The organism is Xanthomonas sp. NCPPB 1128, assembly GCF_001043115.1.
Taxonomy (GTDB): Bacteria; Pseudomonadota; Gammaproteobacteria; order Xanthomonadales; family Xanthomonadaceae; genus Xanthomonas_A.
On record NZ_LFME01000001.1, the window covers coordinates 324,095 to 341,548 of the forward strand.

Below are 17,454 nucleotides of genomic sequence, written 5' to 3' on the forward strand. Positions count from 1 at the left end.
ACCGCGCCCTAGACCTCGTCCAGGCGCAGCCCGACCGGGTCGCCGGTGAGATAGCCCACCGCGGCGCCGTAGCGGTCCTTGTAGTTGGCGCGGATCAGCGGATCCAGCTGCGCCTTGACCTTGTCGTGCAGCGGGCTTTCCCAGTCCCCGGGATGCTGGAAGTTGCTCATCACGTAGGTCCAGCCGTGGATCTCGTCGACCGCGTGCAGACCGGTGGATTCGGCGCCGGCCGGCACCGACAGCAGGCGCGACAGCTTGCCGGTGTCGACGTTGTAGGCCCACAGGAAGTTGTTCACGTGCATGGCGCTGTCCTCGCCGATGAACAGCGTGCGCAGGCGTTGCGAGAACTTGATGTTATCCGGATTGGCGATGCGCTCCGGGTCGGCCAGATTGCCCAGCGCGTCGGCCACAGGCAGATCACGCCCGACCAGCGCGGGCGGCGCGCTCATCGACACAGGCACCCAGTCGCTGCGGATCGGCTGGCCGAGATGGTCGCGCTGGCCGCCGCGCAGTGGCAGCGCATAGATCGCGCCGGCGGTCGGGCCTTCCACGCGGATGTCGCCGGAGCCGTCGAGCATGCTGCCCTGGATGTAGGACATCGCCGAGTAGGCGATGCGGTCGTGGGCATCGACCGTGGTGCCTTCCATCTTGGTGAAGCCCAAGCTGCCGCCGCACAGTGCGGCATAGCGGTGGGTTTCCAGGAAGGCGGCGGCCTGCTCCATGCCTGGGCGCAGCCGCACCCAGTTGAAGCCGCCGCTGTAGGGAATGCGGGTGTAGCTGGAGTCGCCCGGATCGCGCGTGGCCACGTCCATGATGTCGCCGATGCGCAGCACGTCGGCCATCGCTTCGATCTCGTCGCTGCAGGCGCTGCCCAGGCGGATCCACTCCAGCGTGGCCGCGCCGGGGCCGCTGGCCGAGCGCTGTCGCCACTTCGCCACGTACAGGGTGCCGCTGGCCAGGTCGCACTCGCGATCGGCGACGAACAGGAACAGGCCGCCGTTGCTAGCATCGTCGCCCATCAACACGGTGCGCCGGTCCGGCATGACCTGCACCAGTTCATGCGAGATGCGGCCCAGGCAATAGTGCTTGCGGATGCTGCCGCTGCCGTCGGCGTGCACGGTCACTTCCGGCAGGTGCCCGTAGTGATACGGATTGGCGCGCGTGGGATCGCCGTAGAGGTGTTCGCTGAAACGCTGGAACTGGGTGTTGCCGGCGATGCTGGCGGCATCGGGTTCGTATTCCTCGCTGGACAGGTGCGTGTTCCAGGGCGAGAGGCTGGCGCCGCAGGTGGTCCATAGGCCGTGCACCGCCGAGGTGTCGACGTTGTGGTACTTGACCAGGCGCAGGTGGCCGCTGCGCGGATCCTGGTCCAGGGTCAGCACCGCGATCGGCGCCGGCAGCTGGCGATAGGTGCCGTTGCCGGCAAGATCGCGCGTGGTGTACTCGAACTGCACCACCGCGAACACCGTGTTGCCGCGTACGCCGGGCACATGCGCATGCGGTAGGGTCAGCAGCGACGAGCCATCCGGACAATCCGAGAAGAACGGCCGTTCGCTGCCGGGGACAGAGCGGTCCAGGATCGGCCGGTTGTGGATGTCGTAGTAGCCGCCGGCCAGCACGGTGCCGCCGGTGCCGTCGGGCACCTGGTCGCCGGTCATGAAGAACGGGCGGTAGGCCAGGGCGTACCGCTGGCGGCTGCCGTCGTGCAGGATCACGTCGACATGCGAGCGCACGCTGGTGGTGGCCATCGCCGCCGGCTCGGCCAGCGACGGCGCCGCCATGCCGTCGAAGCTGACCGCGCGTAGGCGCGACCGTGGCGGGCGGACTGGCCGCGGCGCGGGCTGGTCCGGCCCACGCGCGGCCGCAGGGGCGCTCGCCAACGCCGCGGCGGAGAGACTGCCCAGCGGCAGCAGGGAGGTGCCGGCCAGCAGGCGCAGGGCGCGGCGGCGACCGGAATCAGGGAGGTGCGACATCGGGGGACTCTCCAGAACGGGCGGGATACCGGTCACTCCCCCTCGGCGCCGGCGCGGTCCAACCTAGGCGCGCTTGGTGACATTTGTTTGAAACCTGCGAGCGGTCGCGGCCGGCAGCGATTGCGCCAAATGCGACGCCGCCTTGCGCAGTGCGCACTTCGGGCGATATTGCGGCGCAGCAAACGCCGTGGCGGCCGATGGCGTGGGGGAGCGCGGTCAACGACCCGGACGCAGCCCCGCACAAGCAAACCCGGTATTCCATCGCTATAGCGTCAGCCGATATCCCTGCGGCATAGGGGCATACCTCGCGGCGCGGTTGACAGGCTTGGGGCGATTCGGGAAGCGTAGGCGCCGGCCGTACCTCGGCGTGTGCGGTCCGGCCGCGACATGGCATGCGTTCGCCGTTCCTGGGAGGGAGTCTCTTGCATACACAGCCTGCTGGCGCGCGCGCGCCGCTTCGCACTGCGCTGGCCGCGGCCGCTGCGCTTGGCCTGCTGGCGTTGGCCGCCGCCGGTCCCGGTCGCTCCGTTCCGGTCGCACCGGCGGCCGCGCCGCCGCCGCCGATCCATCCGGACCGGTGGCCGTCCCCGGCCTGGCCGCTGCAGGAGGATCCGGCGCTGGAGGCGCGCATCACCACGCTGATGGCGCAGATGTCGGTGGAGCAGAAGGTCGGGCAGACCGTGCAGGGCGACATCGGCAGCATGACCCCGGAGGACGTGCGCAAGTACCACATCGGTTCGGTGCTGGCCGGTGGCAATTCCGATCCCGGCGGCAAGTACGACGCCAGCCCGGCGCAATGGCTGGCGCTGGCCGATGCGTATTACGCGGCGTCCATGCAAAAAGACGGTGCCGGCCCGGCGATCCCGATCATCTTCGGCATCGACGCGGTGCACGGGCAGAGCAACATCGTCGGCGCCACGCTGTTCCCGCACAACATCGGCCTGGGCGCGACCCGCGACCCGGCGCTGATGCGCAAGATCGGCGAGATCACCGCCGCCGAGACCCGCACCACCGGCATGGAGTGGACCTTCGCCCCGACCGTGGCGGTGCCGCAGGACGACCGTTGGGGCCGCACCTACGAAGGCTATTCCGAGTCGCCCGAGGTGGTGGCGAGCTACGCCGGCCAGATGGTCGAGGGCCTGCAGGGGGTGCCCGGCACGCCCGGTTTCCTGGACGGCTCGCACGTGATCTCCTCGGTCAAGCACTTCCTCGGCGACGGTGGCACCACCGACGGCAAGGACCAGGGCGATACCCGGATCAACGAACAGCAACTGCGTGACATCCACGGCGCCGGCTATCCGCCGGCGATCGCCGCCGGCGCGCAAACGGTGATGGCCTCTTTCAACAGCGTCAACGGGGTCAAGATGCATGGCAACAAAGTCATGCTGACCGACGTGCTGAAGGGGCAGATGCATTTCGGCGGCTTCGTGGTCGGTGACTGGAACGGCCACGCCCAGGTCCCCGGCTGCCGCAAGGACGACTGCCCGGCCGCGTTCAACGCCGGCGTGGACATGCTGATGGCCCCGGACAGCTGGAAGGGCGTCTACGAGAACGCACTGAAGGCGGTGAAGTCGGGCGAGATCCCGATGGCGCGGCTGGACGATGCGGTGCGGCGCATCCTGCGGGTGAAGCTGCGCCTGGGCCTGTTCGAGGCCGGCAAGCCGTCGCAGCGTCCACTCGGCGGCAAGTTCGCGCTGCTCGGCGCGTCCGAACACCGCGCGGTGGCGCGGCAGGCGGTGCGCGAATCGCTGGTGCTGCTGAAGAACCAGCAGCAACTGCTGCCGCTGAAGCCGCAGCTCAAGCTGCTGGTGGCCGGCGACGGCGCCAACGACATGGGCAAGCAAGCCGGCGGCTGGACCCTGAATTGGCAGGGCACCGGCACCAAGCGCGCCGATTACCCCAACGGCACCACCATCTGGGAGGGCCTGCAGCAGCAGGTCGGCGCCGCTGGCGGCAGCGCCGAACTGGCGGTGGACGGCAAGTTCACCACCAAGCCGGACGTGGCGGTGGTGGTGTTCGGCGAACATCCCTACGCCGAGTTCCAGGGCGACATCGCCACGCTGCTGTACAAGCCCGGCGACGACAGCGACCTGGACCTGATCAAGTCGCTGAAGGCGCAAGGCATCCCGGTGGTGGCGGTGTTCCTGAGCGGGCGGCCGCTGTGGGTGAACCGCGAGATCAACGCGGCCGACGCCTTTGTCGCGGCCTGGTTGCCGGGCTCGGAAGGCGCCGGCGTCGCCGACGTGCTGCTGCGCAAGCCCGACGGCAGCGTGCAGTACGACTGCCACGGCAAGCTGAGCTTCTCCTGGCCGCGCAATGCGATGCAGTTCGCCAACAACGTCGGGCAGAAGAACTACAGCCCGCAGTTCGCCTTCGGCTACGGCCTCACCTACGAAGACAAGGGCGATCTGAGCCGCCTGTCCGAGGTCTCGGGCGTGTCCGGTGCACAGGCGGTGGGCGGGGTGTATCTGGACCGTGGCAAGCCGGCGACGGGCATCAACCTGATCCTGTTCGGCGGCGCTCAGGCCAACCTGCCGGCGCCGACCTTTCCGGCCGCGCTGGCCGACGGCTCGCTGAAGGTCACCGCGATCGACGACAAGGCGCAGGAGGATGCGCGTCGCTTCGTCTGGTCTGGCAGCGGCACGTCGGGGGTGGCGCTGGTGTTGCCCAAGCCGCTGGACGTCTCGCGCGAGAGCAATGGCGATGTGCAACTGATCCTGACCATGAAGGTGGACGTGGCGCCCAGCGCTGCCGCCCGCATCGGCGTGGCCTGCGGCCATGACTGCGGCGTGCGCCTGGACCTGGGCAAGGCGCTGGCCGCGCTGCCGAAGGGTGAGTGGCGCACGCTCGGCGTGCCGTTGAAGTGCTTCGCGGCGGCCGGCGCCGACCTGACCCGGCTCGAGCGCCTGCCGGTGATCGAGAGCAACGGCGCGCTGGATCTTTCGCTGTCGCGGATCGCGCTGGGCAGCAGCAACGACGCGCAGAGCGTGGTCGACTGCCCGCTGCATTGAGCGGTGGCAAACGTTTTTCTTGAACGAGCGGCGCCGCCCACCCGGGCGGCGTCATGGACAACGGTGCGACAGGGCTGCGGCCCGTAGGAGAAGGCAGTGGGGTTGGCGACGTTGGATGTGGCGATTGTGGTGGTCTACCTGGCGGGCATCTTCCTGCTTGCGCAATGGGTGTCGCGGGAGAAGGCCGGGCACAGCAAGAGCGCCGAGGACTACTTCCTGGCCAGCAAGACCCTGCCGTGGTGGGCGATCGGCGCCTCGCTGATCGCGGCGAACATCTCCGCCGAGCAGATCATCGGCATGGCCGGCTCCGGCTACGCGATCGGCCTGGCGATCGCTTCCTACGAATGGATGGCGGCGCTGACGTTGCTGATCGTCGGCAAGTTCTTCCTGCCGATCTTCCTGCGCAACGGCATCTACACCATGCCGCAGTTCCTGGAGCAGCGCTACGGCAAGTGGATCCGCACGCTGATGGCGGTGTTCTGGCTGCTGCTGTACGTGTTCGTCAACCTGACCTCGATCCTGTGGCTGGGTTCGATCGCGGTGAGCCAGGTCACCGGCATGGACCAGACCCTGGCGCTGGCGCTGATCGGCGTGTTCGCGCTGGTCTACCAGTTGTACGGCGGACTGAAGGCGGTGGCGCTGACCGACATCGTGCAGGTCACCTTGCTGGTGCTGGGCGGCCTGCTGGTCGCCGGCCTGACCCTGTCGCGGATCGGCGACGGCGCCGGCGTGCTCGCCGGCTTCCGCCACCTGTGGAATATGCACCCGGAGCACTTCCACATGATCCTGTCCAAGGACAACCCGTTCTACAAGGACCTGCCGGGTCTGAGCGTTCTGCTCGGCGGCCTGTGGGTGATGAACATCAGCTACTGGGGCTTCAACCAGTACATCATCCAGCGCGCGCTGGCGGCCAAGGACATCGGCGAGGCGCAGAAGGGCATGGTGTTCGCCGCGTTCCTGAAGCTGCTGATGCCGGTGGTGGTGGTGGTGCCGGGCATCGCCGCGGTGGTGCTGGCGCCGGACCTGGCCAAGCCGGACCAGGCCTATCCGACCATGATGCAGCTGTTGCCCAGCGGCATCCTCGGCCTGGTGTTCGCCGCGCTGGTGGCGGCGATCGTGGCCTCGCTGGCGTCCAAGATCAATTCGGTGGCGACCATCTTCACCCTGGACTTCTACGCCAAGTTCCGCCCGCAGGCCGATCAGCCGCAGCTGGTGCGGGTGGGCCGCGTGGCCGCGGTGACCTCGGTGCTGATCGGCATCCTCACCGCGCGGCCGCTGCTGGGCAACTTCGACCAGGGCTTCCAGTTCATCCAGGAATTCACCGGCTTCTTCACCCCGGGCGTGGTGGTGATCTTCATGCTCGGCCTGTTCTGGAAGCGCGCCAACGAGGCCGGCGCGCTGACCGCGGCGATCGGCTCGGTGCTGCTGTCGTTCGCGCTGAAGAAGCTGTGGCCGGAACTGCCGTTCATGGACCGCATCGGCCTGGTGTTCGTGCTGTCGCTGGTGGCGGCGGTGCTGGTGTCGCTGCTGACCCCGCAGGCGCCGGCGCGCGACCTGATCCGCACCGACGACGTGCGCTACGGCACCACGCTGGGCTTCAAGCTCGGCGCCGCGGCGGTGATCGCGATCCTGGTGGCGTTGTACGCGGTGTTCTGGTGAGCCACGCGCGGGCCGTGGCGCGGTGCGCTCAGGCGTCGCCGTTCTGCCACGGCTCGGCCAGCCAGGCGTCGAGCGCCTCGGCCGGCATCGGCCGCGCGATCCAGTAGCCCTGGCCTTCGTCGCAGCCCCAGTCGCGCAGCATCTTGTACACGGTTTCGCTCTCGATGCCCTCGGCCACCACTTGCTGGCCGAAGTCGTGGCCGAGATGGATCATCGACGGCACCAGCATGCCGTCGCTGCGGCTGCCGGGCAGGGCGCGGATGAACGACTGGTCGATCTTCAGCGCGCTGGCCGGGATGTTCTTCAGATAGCCGAGGTTGCTGTAGCCGGTGCCGAAGTCGTCGATGGCGATCTTTACCCCGAGCGCGCTGATCTGCTGCAGCTTTTCGCCCACGCGCTGCGGATCGCGAATCATCGCGCTCTCGGTGAATTCGATCTCCAGCGCGCCGGGCGCCAGCGCATGCTGCTGCAGCAGCGCCTGCAGCCGGGTGATGAAGTCGGCCTGTTCCAGGTCCACCGCCGACACGTTCAGCGCGACGCTGAAGGTGTAACCGCGCTGTCGCCACAGCGCCGCCTGGGCGATGCCGGCGCGCAGCACCCAGGCGGTGATCCGGCTCATCAGCGCGGTCTTTTCGGCCAGCGGGATGAAGTCGTTCGGCGCCACCGTGCCCAGCAACGGATGCTGCCAGCGCAGCAGCGCTTCCACGCCGACGCAGGCGCCGCTGCGCAGGCTCACCCGCGGCTGGTAGTGCAGGCTCAGCTGGCCCCGGGTCTCCAGCGCCTCCGGCAACGCGGCCAGGATCCGGAAGGCATTGCGCTGGTTGGCGTCGTGGTTGCGCTCGTACAGGCTCCAGCGCTGCCCGCGCTGGCGCGCCATGTCCACCGCGGTGGTCAGCGAGCGGACCGTGTGATTGGCGCTGAGCGCCCCGTCCAGGCGCACCGCGCCCAGCGAGGGGCTGGCCGCATGCGGAATGCCCTGGTGGTCGATCGCCGCGGCGAAGGCGTCGCAGACGTGCTCGCACCAGTACTCCAGATGCGCCGTGTCGCTGCCTTCCATGATGAACACGAAGGTGGTGGTGTCGATGCGGTACAGCGGCAGGCTGCCCAGCGCCTTGCGCAGGCGGTCGCGCGTGGCCAGCAGGTAGCCCTCGGCGTACTCCCAGCCCAGCGCCTTGACCATGTCGCGGAAATAGTCGATGCCGCACACGTCGATCGCCACCGCGGTGTCGTGCTGATCCGCGCTCTGCAGCGACAGCCACATGGTCAGGTCGTCGTTGAAGCGGCTGCGGTTGGGCAGGCCGGTCAGCGCATCGACGAAACCGCTGTTGCGCAGCGTGTCGATGCGGACCATCAGCAGGTCGCGCAGGTCCTGCAGGGTGCGGCGCGCGACCTCGTCGAACTCGTGGCGCGGCTCGGTATCGATCACGCACAGCGTGCCGAGGCTGGCGCCGTCGGCCATCAGCAGCGGGGCACCTGCGTAGAAGCGGATGAACGGCGGGCCGGTGACCAGCGGGTTGTCGCGGAAGCGCGGATCCTGGCGCGCGTCGGCCACCACCATCAGTTCCGGGCTGTGGATCGCATGTGCGCAGAACGCCTGGCTGCGCGGCGTCTGCGCAACCTCCAGGCCGACCCGGGACTTGAACCACTGGCGCTGTTCGTCGATCAGCGAGACCAGCGCGATCGGCACCCGCAGGTAGCGGGACGCCAGCTGCGTGACCAGGTCGAACACCTGGTCGGCGGGCGTGTCCAGCAGGCACAGCTGGCGCAGGGCGCTGAGCCGTTGCGGCTCGTCCAGCAAGGCGGGTGGGGGAGATTTCAACATGCCGGGTTAGCGGCCCGGCGCCAGGGGACTTGAGCGCCGGGCCCAGGCGCGGTTCACGCCGCCGCCGCGCGGCTCAGCGTGGCGGGTCGCGCTGCGGGCTGGGCCGCTTGGCCAGCTTGCGCTGCAGCGAGCGGCGGTGCATGCCGAGCAGGCGCGCGGCCGCGGAGACGTTGCCGCCGGTCTCGTGCATGGCCTGCTGGATGTGCTCCCACTGCAGGCGGCTGAGCGGGGTCATCGCGTCCGGCACGTCGCTGCCGTCCTCGTCCTCCTCCTCCTCGGCTTCCAGGCCGATCGCGCGCAGGATCATCGGCACGGTGGCCGGCTTGGGCAGGTAGTCGTCGGCGCCGAGCTTGATCGCCTCCACCGCGGTGGCGATGCTGGCGTAGCCGGTGACCAGCAGGATGCGCATGTCGGCGCGGATCGCGCGCAGCGGCTGGATCAGCGCCAGGCCGGATTCGTCGCCGAGCTTGAGGTCGATCAGCGCGTAGTCCGGCGGCGCGGCGGCGGCCAGCGCCAGCGCGGCGGCGGCGCTGTCGGCGGTGCGCGTCTCCAGGCCGCGGCGGGCGAGGGTGCGCTGCAGGGTGCGCAGGTACAGCGGATCGTCGTCGACCAGCAGGCCCAGCGGGGAGTCGGTGTTCATGCGGAGGTCTCCAGGGCGAGCAGCGGCAGGCGGAAGCCGACCCGGGCGCCATGGTCCGGCGCCGGCTCGGTCCACAGCTCGCCGCCCAGGCGTTCGATGGTCGCATGCGACAGCGCCAGGCCCACGCCCATGCTCTCGGGCTTGCCGCTGCGGAACAGAGTGGCCGGCAGGCCGACCTGGTTGGCGTCGAAGCCGCCGCCGTAGTCGCGGACCTCGCCGACCAGCTCGCTGCCGGTGACGCGCACGCTCAGGTCCACCTGCGGATGGCCCGCGCGTTCGCCGGCGTCGGCGGCGTTGTTCAGCAGCACCTGCAGCAGGTGGCCGATGGCGCTTTCCATGCGCAGTTGCAGCGGCGCGTCGTCGTTGCGGCGCAGGCGCACGGTGGGCCGCACCAACTGCCATTGGTGCAGCACCTGCGCCAGCGACACGGTCCGCCCGCCGGCGCGCTGCGCCGGGGCGGCCAGTGCCAGCACCCGTTCGCGGCACTGCACCAGCAGTTCGCGCAGGGTGTCCAGGTCCTCGCGCAGTTCCGGCTGGGTGCTCTGCTCGGCGATGTCGTCGGTGAGCAGGGTCATCGTCGCCAGCGGCGTGTTCAGTTCGTGGGCCACCGAGGCGGCATGGGTGGCCAGGGCGACGATGCCCTCGTTGCGGGTGAAGCGCTCGCGCAGTAGCGCCAGCTCGCGCTCGCGTTCGCGCATGGCCATCGCCAGGCGGGTGGAGAACACCAGCACCACCACGGTGGACAGCAGGAAGTTGGCGGCCATGCCCCAGCGCTGCAGGTCCAGCGCCTGGTAGGGGCCGTGCGGCAGGGGCAAGCCGAACAGCGCGCTGACCGCATAGCCGGCCACGCAGGCCAGCGCCACCGCCAGCGCCCAGCGCAGCGGCAGCGCCAGCACCGCCAGCGCGATCAGCACCAGGAACAGCGAGCCGAAGGCGTTGCCGATGCCGCCGCTCCAGCCGACCATCCAGGTCAGCACCGTCACGTCGACTAGGATGTGGCCGAAGGCGGTGGCCGGCGCGGCCGAGTCGGCATGACGCAGGCGCAGCTGCGCGTACAGGTTGAACAGCGCCAGCACCGCCACGCCGGCCCATAGCGGCGCCTGCGGCAGCGGCAACTGCAGCGGCCAGGTCGCCACCAGGATCGTCGCGGCCTGGCCGGCGGTGGCCAGCCAGCGCAGGCTGCACAGGGTGCGCAGGAAGGAGGCGTCGGTGGAATCCATGCTGCGCATCGTATGCGCTGGACCGGGGGCCTGCCTGCGACAAACCGTCGCAGCGGTGCCGCCTCGCTGAATCGCCGGTGCCGGTGCATGCGGCAGGAGGCGCCGCGCAGGCTAAAATGGGCAGATGTACGACGCCGTCAGCCGCCCCACGCCTCCCGCCGATGCCGCGCCCTGGGCGCGCCGTCTCACCCAGCCGGTCCGCATCGGCGGCGTCACCATGGGCGGCGGCAAGCCGGTGGTGGTGCAGTCGATGACCAACACCGACACCGCCGACGTCGCCTCCTCGGTCAAGCAGGTGGCCGAACTGTGGCGCGCCGGCTCGGAACTGGTGCGCCTGACCGTCAACAATCCCGAGTCGGCGGCGGCGATCCCGCGCATCGTCGACAAGCTGCGGATGATGGGCATCGAGGTGCCGCTGATCGGCGACTTCCACTACAACGGCCATCAGCTGCTGGCCGCCGAGCCGGCCTGTGCCGAGGCGCTGGCCAAGTACCGGATCAATCCCGGCAACGTCGGCTTCGGCAAGAAGAAGGACACCCAGTTCGCGCAGCTGATCGAGTTCGCGCTGAAGTACGACAAGCCGGTGCGCATCGGCGCCAACTGGGGTTCGCTGGACCAGGCGCTGGCCGCGCAGCTGATGGACGAGAACTCGCGGCGCGAGGTGCCGTGGGATGCCGGCCGGGTGTTGCGCGAAGCGCTGATCCGTTCGGCGCTGGACTCGGCCGAGCGTGCGGTGGAACTGGGCCTGGGCCGCGACCGCATCGTGCTCAGTTGCAAGGTCAGCGGCGTGCAGGAGCTGATCGCGGTGTACCGCGACCTGGCGCAGCGCTCGGACTTCGCCCTGCACCTGGGCCTGACCGAGGCCGGCATCGGCAGCAAGGGCATCGTCGCCTCCAGCGCGGCGTTGGCGGTGTTGCTGCAGGAAGGCATCGGCGACACCATCCGTATCTCGCTGACCCCCGAGCCGGGGCAATCGCGCACGCAGGAGGTGATCGTCGCCCAGGAACTGCTGCAGACCACCGGCCAGCGCGCCTTCACCCCCCTGGTCACCGCCTGCCCGGGCTGCGGCCGCACCACCTCCGAGTTCTTCCAGGAGCTGGCCAAGGTGGTGCAGAACCACGTCCGCGCCAAGATGCCGGAGTGGAAGGTGACCCATCCCGGCGCCGAGAGCATGACCCTGGCGGTGATGGGCTGCGTGGTCAACGGGCCGGGCGAGTCGCGCCACGCCAACATCGGCATCTCGCTGCCGGGCACCGGCGAGGCGCCGGCCGCGCCGGTGTTCATCGATGGCGAGAAAAAGGTGACCCTGCGCGGCGAGAACATCGCCCACGAGTTCGTCGCACTGATCGACGACTACGTCGAACGTACCTATGTCCGCCGCACCGGGTGAATCCGCCGCCGAGGCGGCCGGCCTGCGCCGCTGGCTGCGGCTGAACGCGTGGCGCGTGGTACTGCTGTTCGCCGGGGTGTTGCTGCCGCTGGGCGTGTTCGTGATGCTGGCCGAGGACGTGCACGCACTCGAAGACCTGTATTTCGACGAGCCGCTGCTGTGGAGCATGCGTGGGCTGACCAGCCCCGGCTGGGACCGCTTCTTCACCGTGGTCACCGAGGCCGGCTACCAGTACGGCGTAATTCCGCTGGACACGCTGATCGTGCTGGTGCTGCTGGGCCTGCGTCGTTGGCGCGAGGCGCTGTTCGCCGCACTGTCCTTCATCGGCTCGGCGCTGCTGAACATGGGTGCCAAGCAGTTCTTCCAGCGCGACCGGCCCAGCCTGTGGGAGTCGATCGCGCCCGAGCACCACACCTTCAGTTTTCCCAGCGGCCACGCGATGGGCTCGATGACCCTGGCGGCGGTGCTGATCGCGCTGAGCTGGCGCACCCGCTGGCGCTGGCCGGTGCTGTGGCTGGCCGGCAGCTTCACCCTGCTGGTCGGGGTGTCGCGGGTGTACCTGGGGGTGCATTACCCCTCCGACATCCTCGGCGGCTGGAGCGCGGCGCTGGTGTGGGTGGTGGGGCTGTACCTGCTGCTGTTCCGCGGCGAGCGCCGGCCGCGCTGGCGCGCGCGCCGCGCACTGGCCGCTACCGACGCGCGCTGACGCCGACGCGGGGGCGTCGCCGCACGCTACCAGCTCGAACTCGCGCCGCCGCCACCGGAGCTGCCGCCGCCGGAGGACGAGTCGCTGCTGGAGGACGAAGATGAGGAGGACGAGGACGATCCTGTGGATTCGGCCGCGGCGCGTTCCCTGGCGGCTTGCGCAGCATGGTAGCCGGCGGTGTAGGCGAACACGCCGGGCGCGGTCTCGGCGATATGGCCCTTGCGGATCAGCGCATTGCGTCGCCGTGTGAGCGCCTGCAGGAAGCGGCTGTAGCGCTGCGGCGAGCGGTAGCGCTGCGCGGCGATGGCCAGGGTCAGCACCAGGACCAACAGTTCCAGCGCCAGGAAGATCACCGTCATCGTCATCGACCTGGCCGACAGCAGTATCACGAAGATGCCGGGATTGGCGCTCAGGAACAGGCGGATGAACCACGCCCAGAAACCGCCGCGTGTGGTGTCTTGGACCAGCTCCTCGGGCTTGGCCGACAGGCGCGGATGCCGCCGCAGCAGGCGCCCGCCCAGATAGCCGGTCCAGGCCTGGCGCAGCGGCAACAGCAGCCACACCAGCACCAGCAGGCCGGCCCAGGCGATGGCGCCGCGCCGCCAGTTCATCTCTTCGTCGGCCGGTTGCGCCAGTTCGGCGATGGCGTCGGGATCCTGTGCAGCGGCGCGGCCCATGAAGTCGAATGCCGCCACGATGGCGTCGGCGGTGTCGCCCTGGCGCAGGCGCGGGGCCAGGTAGTCGTCCAGCGCGTGGCGGGCGACCACGTCGGGCAGCACGCCTTCCAGGCCGTAGCCGACTTCGAAGCGCGAACGCCGGTCCTGCATCGCCAGCACCAGCAGCAGGCCGTTGTCGCTGCCCTGCCGGCCGAGCCGCCAGGTGCGGAAGGCGCGTTCGGCCAGGCGTTCGATCGGTTCGTCCTGCAGCGACGGCACGAGGTAGACCGCGCCCCAGATGTGCTGGCGTTCGCGCAGACGCTGCAGTGCCGCGTTGATCCGCTGGGTGTCGTCCGCGCTGAGCGTGCCGGCGGGATCGACCACGTTGGGCGTGTAGGGCGGAATGGCGACGGCGCCGATGCCGCGTACCGGCCACAGCAGCAGGGCCAGGACCAGCAGGGCGCCGAGCCGAACCGGAGTTCGCACGTGCGAGGCGCCGGCTTGGCGGCGGCAGGTGATGGCCGCGGATCGCTGGGCGTTCCTGCGCATCGCTAGGCCAGGCTATACAAGGCCGCGGCGCGCGCATGCAGCGCGGTCGTATCGAACAGCGGCACTGCCGCGTCGGCAGGTCCGACCAGCAATCCGATCTCGGTGCAGCCCAGGATCACCGCCTCCGCGCCTTGCGCCTGCAGCCCGGCGATCACTTCGCGGTAGCGCAGCCGCGACGGCGCCTGCACCAGGCCCTGGCACAGCTCTTCGTAGATGATGCGGTGCACGTCCTCGCGTGCCGGCGCATCCGGGATCAGCACCTCGAAGCCGCGCCGCTGCAGCCGTTCGCGGTAGAACGCCTGCTCCATGGTGAAGCGGGTGCCGAGCAGGCCGACGCGGACGATGCCGGCGGCCTGCAGCGCGTCGGCGGTGGCATCGGCGATGTGCAGCAGCGGCAAGGGGACCGCGGCGGCGATCGCGTCGGCGACGCAGTGCATGGTGTTGGTGCACAACACCAGGAAATCGGCACCGCCGGCCTGCAGTGCGCGCGCCGAGGCCGCCAATACGGCGCCGGCCGCATCCCAGTCGCCGGTGCGCTGATACTGCGCGATCTCGTGGAAGTCCACGCTGTGCAGCAGCAGCTTGGCCGAATGCAGGCCGCCCAACTGTGCGCGCACCGTCTCGTTGATGTGCCGGTAGTAGGGCAGGGTGGATTCCCAGCTCATGCCGCCGATCATGCCGATGGTCTTCATCCTGCGCCGCGTGCCGTGGTTGCGTGTGCGCGAGGATGGTAGCGGCATCGGCCGCGTGCAGCGAACGCGCGCTGTGCCTGTGTCGGCGATTGCAGCGAAGTCGGAGCGCGTCGCGGCGTCATGCGCCCCTAGGCGTCGAGCGTCGGCGGCGTACCGACACCGACGCGCGCCGCGCGCCGCGCCAGCACGGCCTCGCGATGGGCGATGTAGGCGTTGGCGCCGAGGATCACCAGCGCGCCCAGCACGGTGCCGCCGTCCGGGGTCTCGTCGAACAACCACCAGCCGAACAGCGCCACCAGCGGCAATTGGGTGAAGCTGATCGGGGTCAGCGCGGAGACCTCGCCCAGACGCAGCGCGTGCGTCCACAGCAACTGCCCGAGGGTGCCGAACAGGCCGGTGGCCAGCAGCCACAGCCATTCGATGCCATGCGGCCAGCGCCACACGAACAGCGCCGGCAGCAGCGACATCGGCACCCAGAACACGTAGGTGTAGAACACCACCGTATTGGCCGCGTCCACGCGTGCCAGTTGCTTGATCTGGATCGCGACCAGGGCGCTCATCACTGCGGCCAGCACCGCCACCAGGGTGCCGGGGCTGAACGCGGCGGCGCCGGGGCGCACGATCAGCAACACCCCGACGAAGCCGCACAGCACCGCCAGCCAGCGCCGCAGGCGCACCGTCTCGCCCAGCCACAGCGCCGCGGCCAGGGTCGCGAACAGCGGGGTGGAGTAGGACAGCGCGATCGCCTGCGACAGCGGCAGGTGGCCGATCGCCCAGAACCCGGCCAGCATCGACACCAGGCCGATCGCGGTACGCAGCAGGTAGCGCGGCAGCTGCGCGGTGCGCGGCCACGGCCGGCCCGGGCGCAGCAGCATCGGCAGCAGGAACAGCAGGCCGAACAGGTTGCGGAAGAAGGCGATCTGCAGCGTCGACAACTGCGCCGAGGCCAACCGGATCGCCACCACCATCAGCCCGAAGGCCATGGTGCTGGCCAGCATCAGCAGCGCCGCGCGCAGCGGCGTGGCGGCGGCTACCACTGCGCGCCGACGATGCGCGGTTCCGGTTCCAGGACCACGCCGAAGCGCTCGCGTACCGAGGCGGTGATGCGCCGCGCCAGTGCCAGCAGTTCGGCACCGCTGGCCTGGCCGTGGTTGACCAGCACCAATGCGTGCGCGGCGGAGACGCCGGCGTCGCCCTCGCGGTAGCCCTTCCAGCCGCAGGCCTCGATCAGCCACGCCGCCGACAGCTTGCGTTGGCTGTCGTCGTCGCCGGGAAACACCGGCAAGGCTGGGTGTTCGTGCTGCAGCGCCAATGCCTGTTCCAGCGGCAGCAGCGGGTTCTTGAAGAAACTGCCGGCGTTGCCGAGCACGTCCGGGTCGGGCAGCTTGCGCCGGCGGATGTTGATCACCGCCTGGGCCACGTCGGGCGCGCCGGGCGTGGCGATGCCCATCGCCTGCAGCTCCTCGCCGATGCCGGCATAGTCCAGGCGCAGCGCGTGCAGCCGCGGCAGGTTGAACTCCACCGCGGCGATCAGGTAACGGTCGGGCTGGCGCTTGAACAGGCTGTCGCGGTAGCCGAACTCGCAGGCGGCCGCGTCCAGCCGCACGAAGCGCGCGTCGGCGCGGTCGTAGGCCTCGACCACGTGCACGAACTCGCCCATCTGCACGCCGTAGGCGCCGATGTTCTGGATCGGCGCGGCGCCGACCGTGCCCGGGATCAGCGCCAGGTTCTCCAGGCCGGACAGGCCCTGCGCCAGCGACCACATCACCAGGTCGTGCCAGCCCACGCCGGCGCCGGCGCGGACGATGGCGTAGTCGGCGCGGTGCTCCAGGGTGTCGATGCTGCGGTTGGCGAAGCACAGCACCACGCCGGGCGCATCGCCGGCGAACAGCAGGTTGCTGCCGCTGCCCAGCGGCAACAGCGCAGCGCCGGCCAGCTCCGGCGCCAGCAGTGCCTCGGGCAGCGCCTCGGGCGCGAAGATCTGCAGCAGCCACGGCGCCTGCGCGGCGACGTGGAAGGTGTTGAGCGCCTGCAGCGGCGCCTGCGCGGTGAGCGACCAGGCCGTGGTGCTCATGAGACGACCACGTCCCCGCGGCTGGGCGCTTCGCGGCGCCGGCGCATCGCCTCGACGCACTCGCCGATCAGCTCCGGCCCGCGGAACACCAGCCCGCTGTAGCACTGCACCAGCGCCGCGCCGGCGGCCATCTTCGCCACCGCGTCGGCGCCGGAGAGGATGCCGCCGACGCCGATCAGCGGGATGCTCTCGGGCAGGCGCGCGCGCAGCCGGCGCAGCACCAGGGTGGACTGGCCCAGCAGCGGCGCGCCGGACAGGCCGCCGCTCTCGGCGCCCAGCGGCTCGTGCTCCAGGCCAGGGCGGGCGACGGTGGTGTTGGTGGCGATCACCCCGTCCACCTGCAAGTCCGACAGCACCCGCGCCGCCGCGTCGATGTCGCTGTCGCTCAGGTCCGGCGCCACCTTGACCAGCATCGGCACGCGCTTGCCGTGGCGCGCGGCCAGCGCTTCCTGCGCCTCGCGCAGGCGCGCGATCAACTGCCGCAGCGCCTGCTCCTCCTGCAGTTCGCGCAGGCCGGCGGTGTTGGGCGAGGAGATGTTGACGACGACGTAGTCGGCCAGCGCGTAGACCTTTTCCAGGCAATGCAGGTAGTCGGACGCGGCGTCCTCGTTCGGGGTGTCCTTGTTCTTGCCGATGTTGATGCCGAGCAGGCCGCGCCGGCGCCGCGCGCGCTCGACGTTGCGCACCAGCGCATCCACGCCCAGATTGTTGAAGCCCATGCGGTTGATCACCGCCTGCTGCCGCGGCAGCCGGAACATGCGCGGCTGCGGATTGCCGGCCTGCGCGCGCGGGGTGACGGTGCCGATCTCGACGAAGCCGAAGCCCAGCGCCAGCAGCGCGTCGATGTGCTCGCCGTTCTTGTCCAGGCCCGCGGCCAGCCCGACCGGATTGGGGAAGTCCAGGCCGAAGGCGCGCGTGGGCATCGGCGCGATCGTGCGCGCCAGCAGCGGATTGGTGCCGGTGCGGTAGGCCAGCTCGATCGCGCGCAGGCCCAGGGCATGCGCGCGCTCGGCGTCGAAGGCGAACAGGAACGGTCGGGCGAGGGAATACATGGCGTGTGGC

General features: G+C 70.2%; 13 protein-coding genes. 4 read left to right on the forward strand and 9 right to left on the reverse strand.

Features of this window, described 5'->3' with window-relative positions; all coding sequences use genetic code 11:
- Positions 1–8: 8 nt before the first annotated feature.
- Positions 9–1,973, reverse strand: coding sequence for a PhoX family protein (locus ACP93_RS01300; RefSeq protein ID WP_048489043.1), 1,965 nt, complete (start codon positions 1,971–1,973; stop codon positions 9–11).
- A gap of 392 nt (positions 1,974–2,365) precedes the next feature.
- Here ACP93_RS01300 and ACP93_RS01305 point away from each other — a divergent pair, with 392 nt between their 5' ends.
- The gene (locus ACP93_RS01305) at positions 2,366–4,984 is read left to right on the forward strand and encodes a glycoside hydrolase family 3 protein (RefSeq protein ID WP_048489044.1); all 2,619 of its coding nucleotides are present in this window, start codon (positions 2,366–2,368) and stop codon (positions 4,982–4,984) included.
- 96 nt (positions 4,985–5,080) lie between these two features.
- On the forward strand, positions 5,081–6,643 hold the full coding sequence (locus ACP93_RS01310; protein ID WP_048489045.1) for a sodium/sugar symporter: 1,563 nt from the start codon (positions 5,081–5,083) through the stop codon (positions 6,641–6,643).
- Between the two features lie 28 nt (positions 6,644–6,671).
- Here ACP93_RS01310 and ACP93_RS01315 read toward each other — a convergent pair whose 3' ends face one another.
- The 3 genes from ACP93_RS01315 to ACP93_RS01325 form a co-directional block, all read right to left on the reverse strand.
- On the reverse strand, positions 6,672–8,465 hold the full coding sequence (locus tag ACP93_RS01315) for a putative bifunctional diguanylate cyclase/phosphodiesterase (protein ID WP_048489046.1): 1,794 nt from the start codon (positions 8,463–8,465) through the stop codon (positions 6,672–6,674).
- Positions 8,466–8,538: 73 nt separating this feature from the next.
- Positions 8,539–9,105 (reverse strand): response regulator transcription factor, encoded by a 567-nt coding sequence (locus tag ACP93_RS01320; protein ID WP_048489047.1) that lies wholly within the window; start codon positions 9,103–9,105, stop codon positions 8,539–8,541.
- Positions 9,102–10,325: an ATP-binding protein gene (locus ACP93_RS01325; protein ID WP_048489151.1), complete on the reverse strand. Its 1,224-nt coding sequence runs from the start codon at positions 10,323–10,325 to the stop codon at positions 9,102–9,104. Before ACP93_RS01325 ends, ACP93_RS01320 begins: the two co-directional genes overlap by 4 nt.
- A gap of 124 nt (positions 10,326–10,449) precedes the next feature.
- Between ACP93_RS01325 and ispG the strand changes: the two genes are divergently transcribed.
- Both ispG and ACP93_RS01335 read left to right on the forward strand, forming a co-directional pair.
- Positions 10,450–11,715 carry a flavodoxin-dependent (E)-4-hydroxy-3-methylbut-2-enyl-diphosphate synthase gene (gene ispG, locus ACP93_RS01330; RefSeq protein ID WP_017913396.1) on the forward strand — a complete coding sequence of 422 codons (1,266 nt, stop codon included), beginning with the start codon at positions 10,450–10,452 and terminating at the stop codon, positions 11,713–11,715.
- Positions 11,696–12,421 carry a phosphatase PAP2 family protein gene (locus tag ACP93_RS01335; protein ID WP_048489048.1) on the forward strand — a complete coding sequence of 242 codons (726 nt, stop codon included), beginning with the start codon at positions 11,696–11,698 and terminating at the stop codon, positions 12,419–12,421. The genes ispG and ACP93_RS01335 overlap by 20 nt, the downstream gene beginning before the upstream one ends.
- 26 nt (positions 12,422–12,447) lie before the next feature.
- Here ACP93_RS01335 and ACP93_RS01340 read toward each other — a convergent pair whose 3' ends face one another.
- The 5 genes from ACP93_RS01340 to ACP93_RS01360 all read right to left on the reverse strand — a co-directional run bounded on the left by ACP93_RS01340 (position 12,448) and on the right by ACP93_RS01360 (position 17,444).
- Positions 12,448–13,563: a TPM domain-containing protein gene (locus ACP93_RS01340; RefSeq protein WP_228135924.1), complete on the reverse strand. Its 1,116-nt coding sequence runs from the start codon at positions 13,561–13,563 to the stop codon at positions 12,448–12,450.
- A 65-nt stretch (positions 13,564–13,628) separates the two neighbouring features.
- A complete protein-coding gene (locus ACP93_RS01345; protein ID WP_048489050.1) occupies positions 13,629–14,318 on the reverse strand; it encodes an aspartate/glutamate racemase family protein in 690 nt (229 codons plus the stop codon).
- A gap of 128 nt (positions 14,319–14,446) precedes the next feature.
- Complete coding sequence (locus tag ACP93_RS01350; protein ID WP_255347921.1) at positions 14,447–15,334, reverse strand: DMT family transporter; 888 nt, start codon at positions 15,332–15,334, stop codon at positions 14,447–14,449.
- A gap of 14 nt (positions 15,335–15,348) precedes the next feature.
- On the reverse strand, positions 15,349–16,392 hold the full coding sequence (gene murB / locus ACP93_RS01355; RefSeq protein WP_048489051.1) for a UDP-N-acetylmuramate dehydrogenase: 1,044 nt from the start codon (positions 16,390–16,392) through the stop codon (positions 15,349–15,351).
- Positions 16,389–17,444 (reverse strand): quinone-dependent dihydroorotate dehydrogenase, encoded by a 1,056-nt coding sequence (locus ACP93_RS01360; protein WP_048489052.1) that lies wholly within the window; start codon positions 17,442–17,444, stop codon positions 16,389–16,391. Before ACP93_RS01360 ends, murB begins: the two co-directional genes overlap by 4 nt.
- Between the last annotated feature and the right edge of the window lie 10 nt (positions 17,445–17,454).

What these genes read in the sequence shown, in the direction of transcription:
- ispG (WP_017913396.1), top strand. Translation starts at nt 10,450, where the DNA reads ATGTACGACGCCGTCAGCCGCCCCACGCCTCCCGCCGATGCCGCGCCC.
- ACP93_RS01335 (WP_048489048.1), top strand. Translation starts at nt 11,696, where the DNA reads ATGTCCGCCGCACCGGGTGAATCCGCCGCCGAGGCGGCCGGCCTGCGC.
- ACP93_RS01345 (WP_048489050.1), bottom strand. Translation starts at nt 14,318, where the DNA reads ATGAAGACCATCGGCATGATCGGCGGCATGAGCTGGGAATCCACCCTG.
- ACP93_RS01305 (WP_048489044.1), top strand. Translation starts at nt 2,366, where the DNA reads ATGCGTTCGCCGTTCCTGGGAGGGAGTCTCTTGCATACACAGCCTGCT.
- ACP93_RS01315 (WP_048489046.1), bottom strand. Translation starts at nt 8,465, where the DNA reads ATGTTGAAATCTCCCCCACCCGCCTTGCTGGACGAGCCGCAACGGCTC.
- ACP93_RS01300 (WP_048489043.1), bottom strand. Translation starts at nt 1,973, where the DNA reads ATGTCGCACCTCCCTGATTCCGGTCGCCGCCGCGCCCTGCGCCTGCTG.
- murB (WP_048489051.1), bottom strand. Translation starts at nt 16,392, where the DNA reads ATGAGCACCACGGCCTGGTCGCTCACCGCGCAGGCGCCGCTGCAGGCG.
- ACP93_RS01360 (WP_048489052.1), bottom strand. Translation starts at nt 17,444, where the DNA reads ATGTATTCCCTCGCCCGACCGTTCCTGTTCGCCTTCGACGCCGAGCGC.
- ACP93_RS01320 (WP_048489047.1), bottom strand. Translation starts at nt 9,105, where the DNA reads ATGAACACCGACTCCCCGCTGGGCCTGCTGGTCGACGACGATCCGCTG.
- ACP93_RS01325 (WP_048489151.1), bottom strand. Translation starts at nt 10,325, where the DNA reads ATGGATTCCACCGACGCCTCCTTCCTGCGCACCCTGTGCAGCCTGCGC.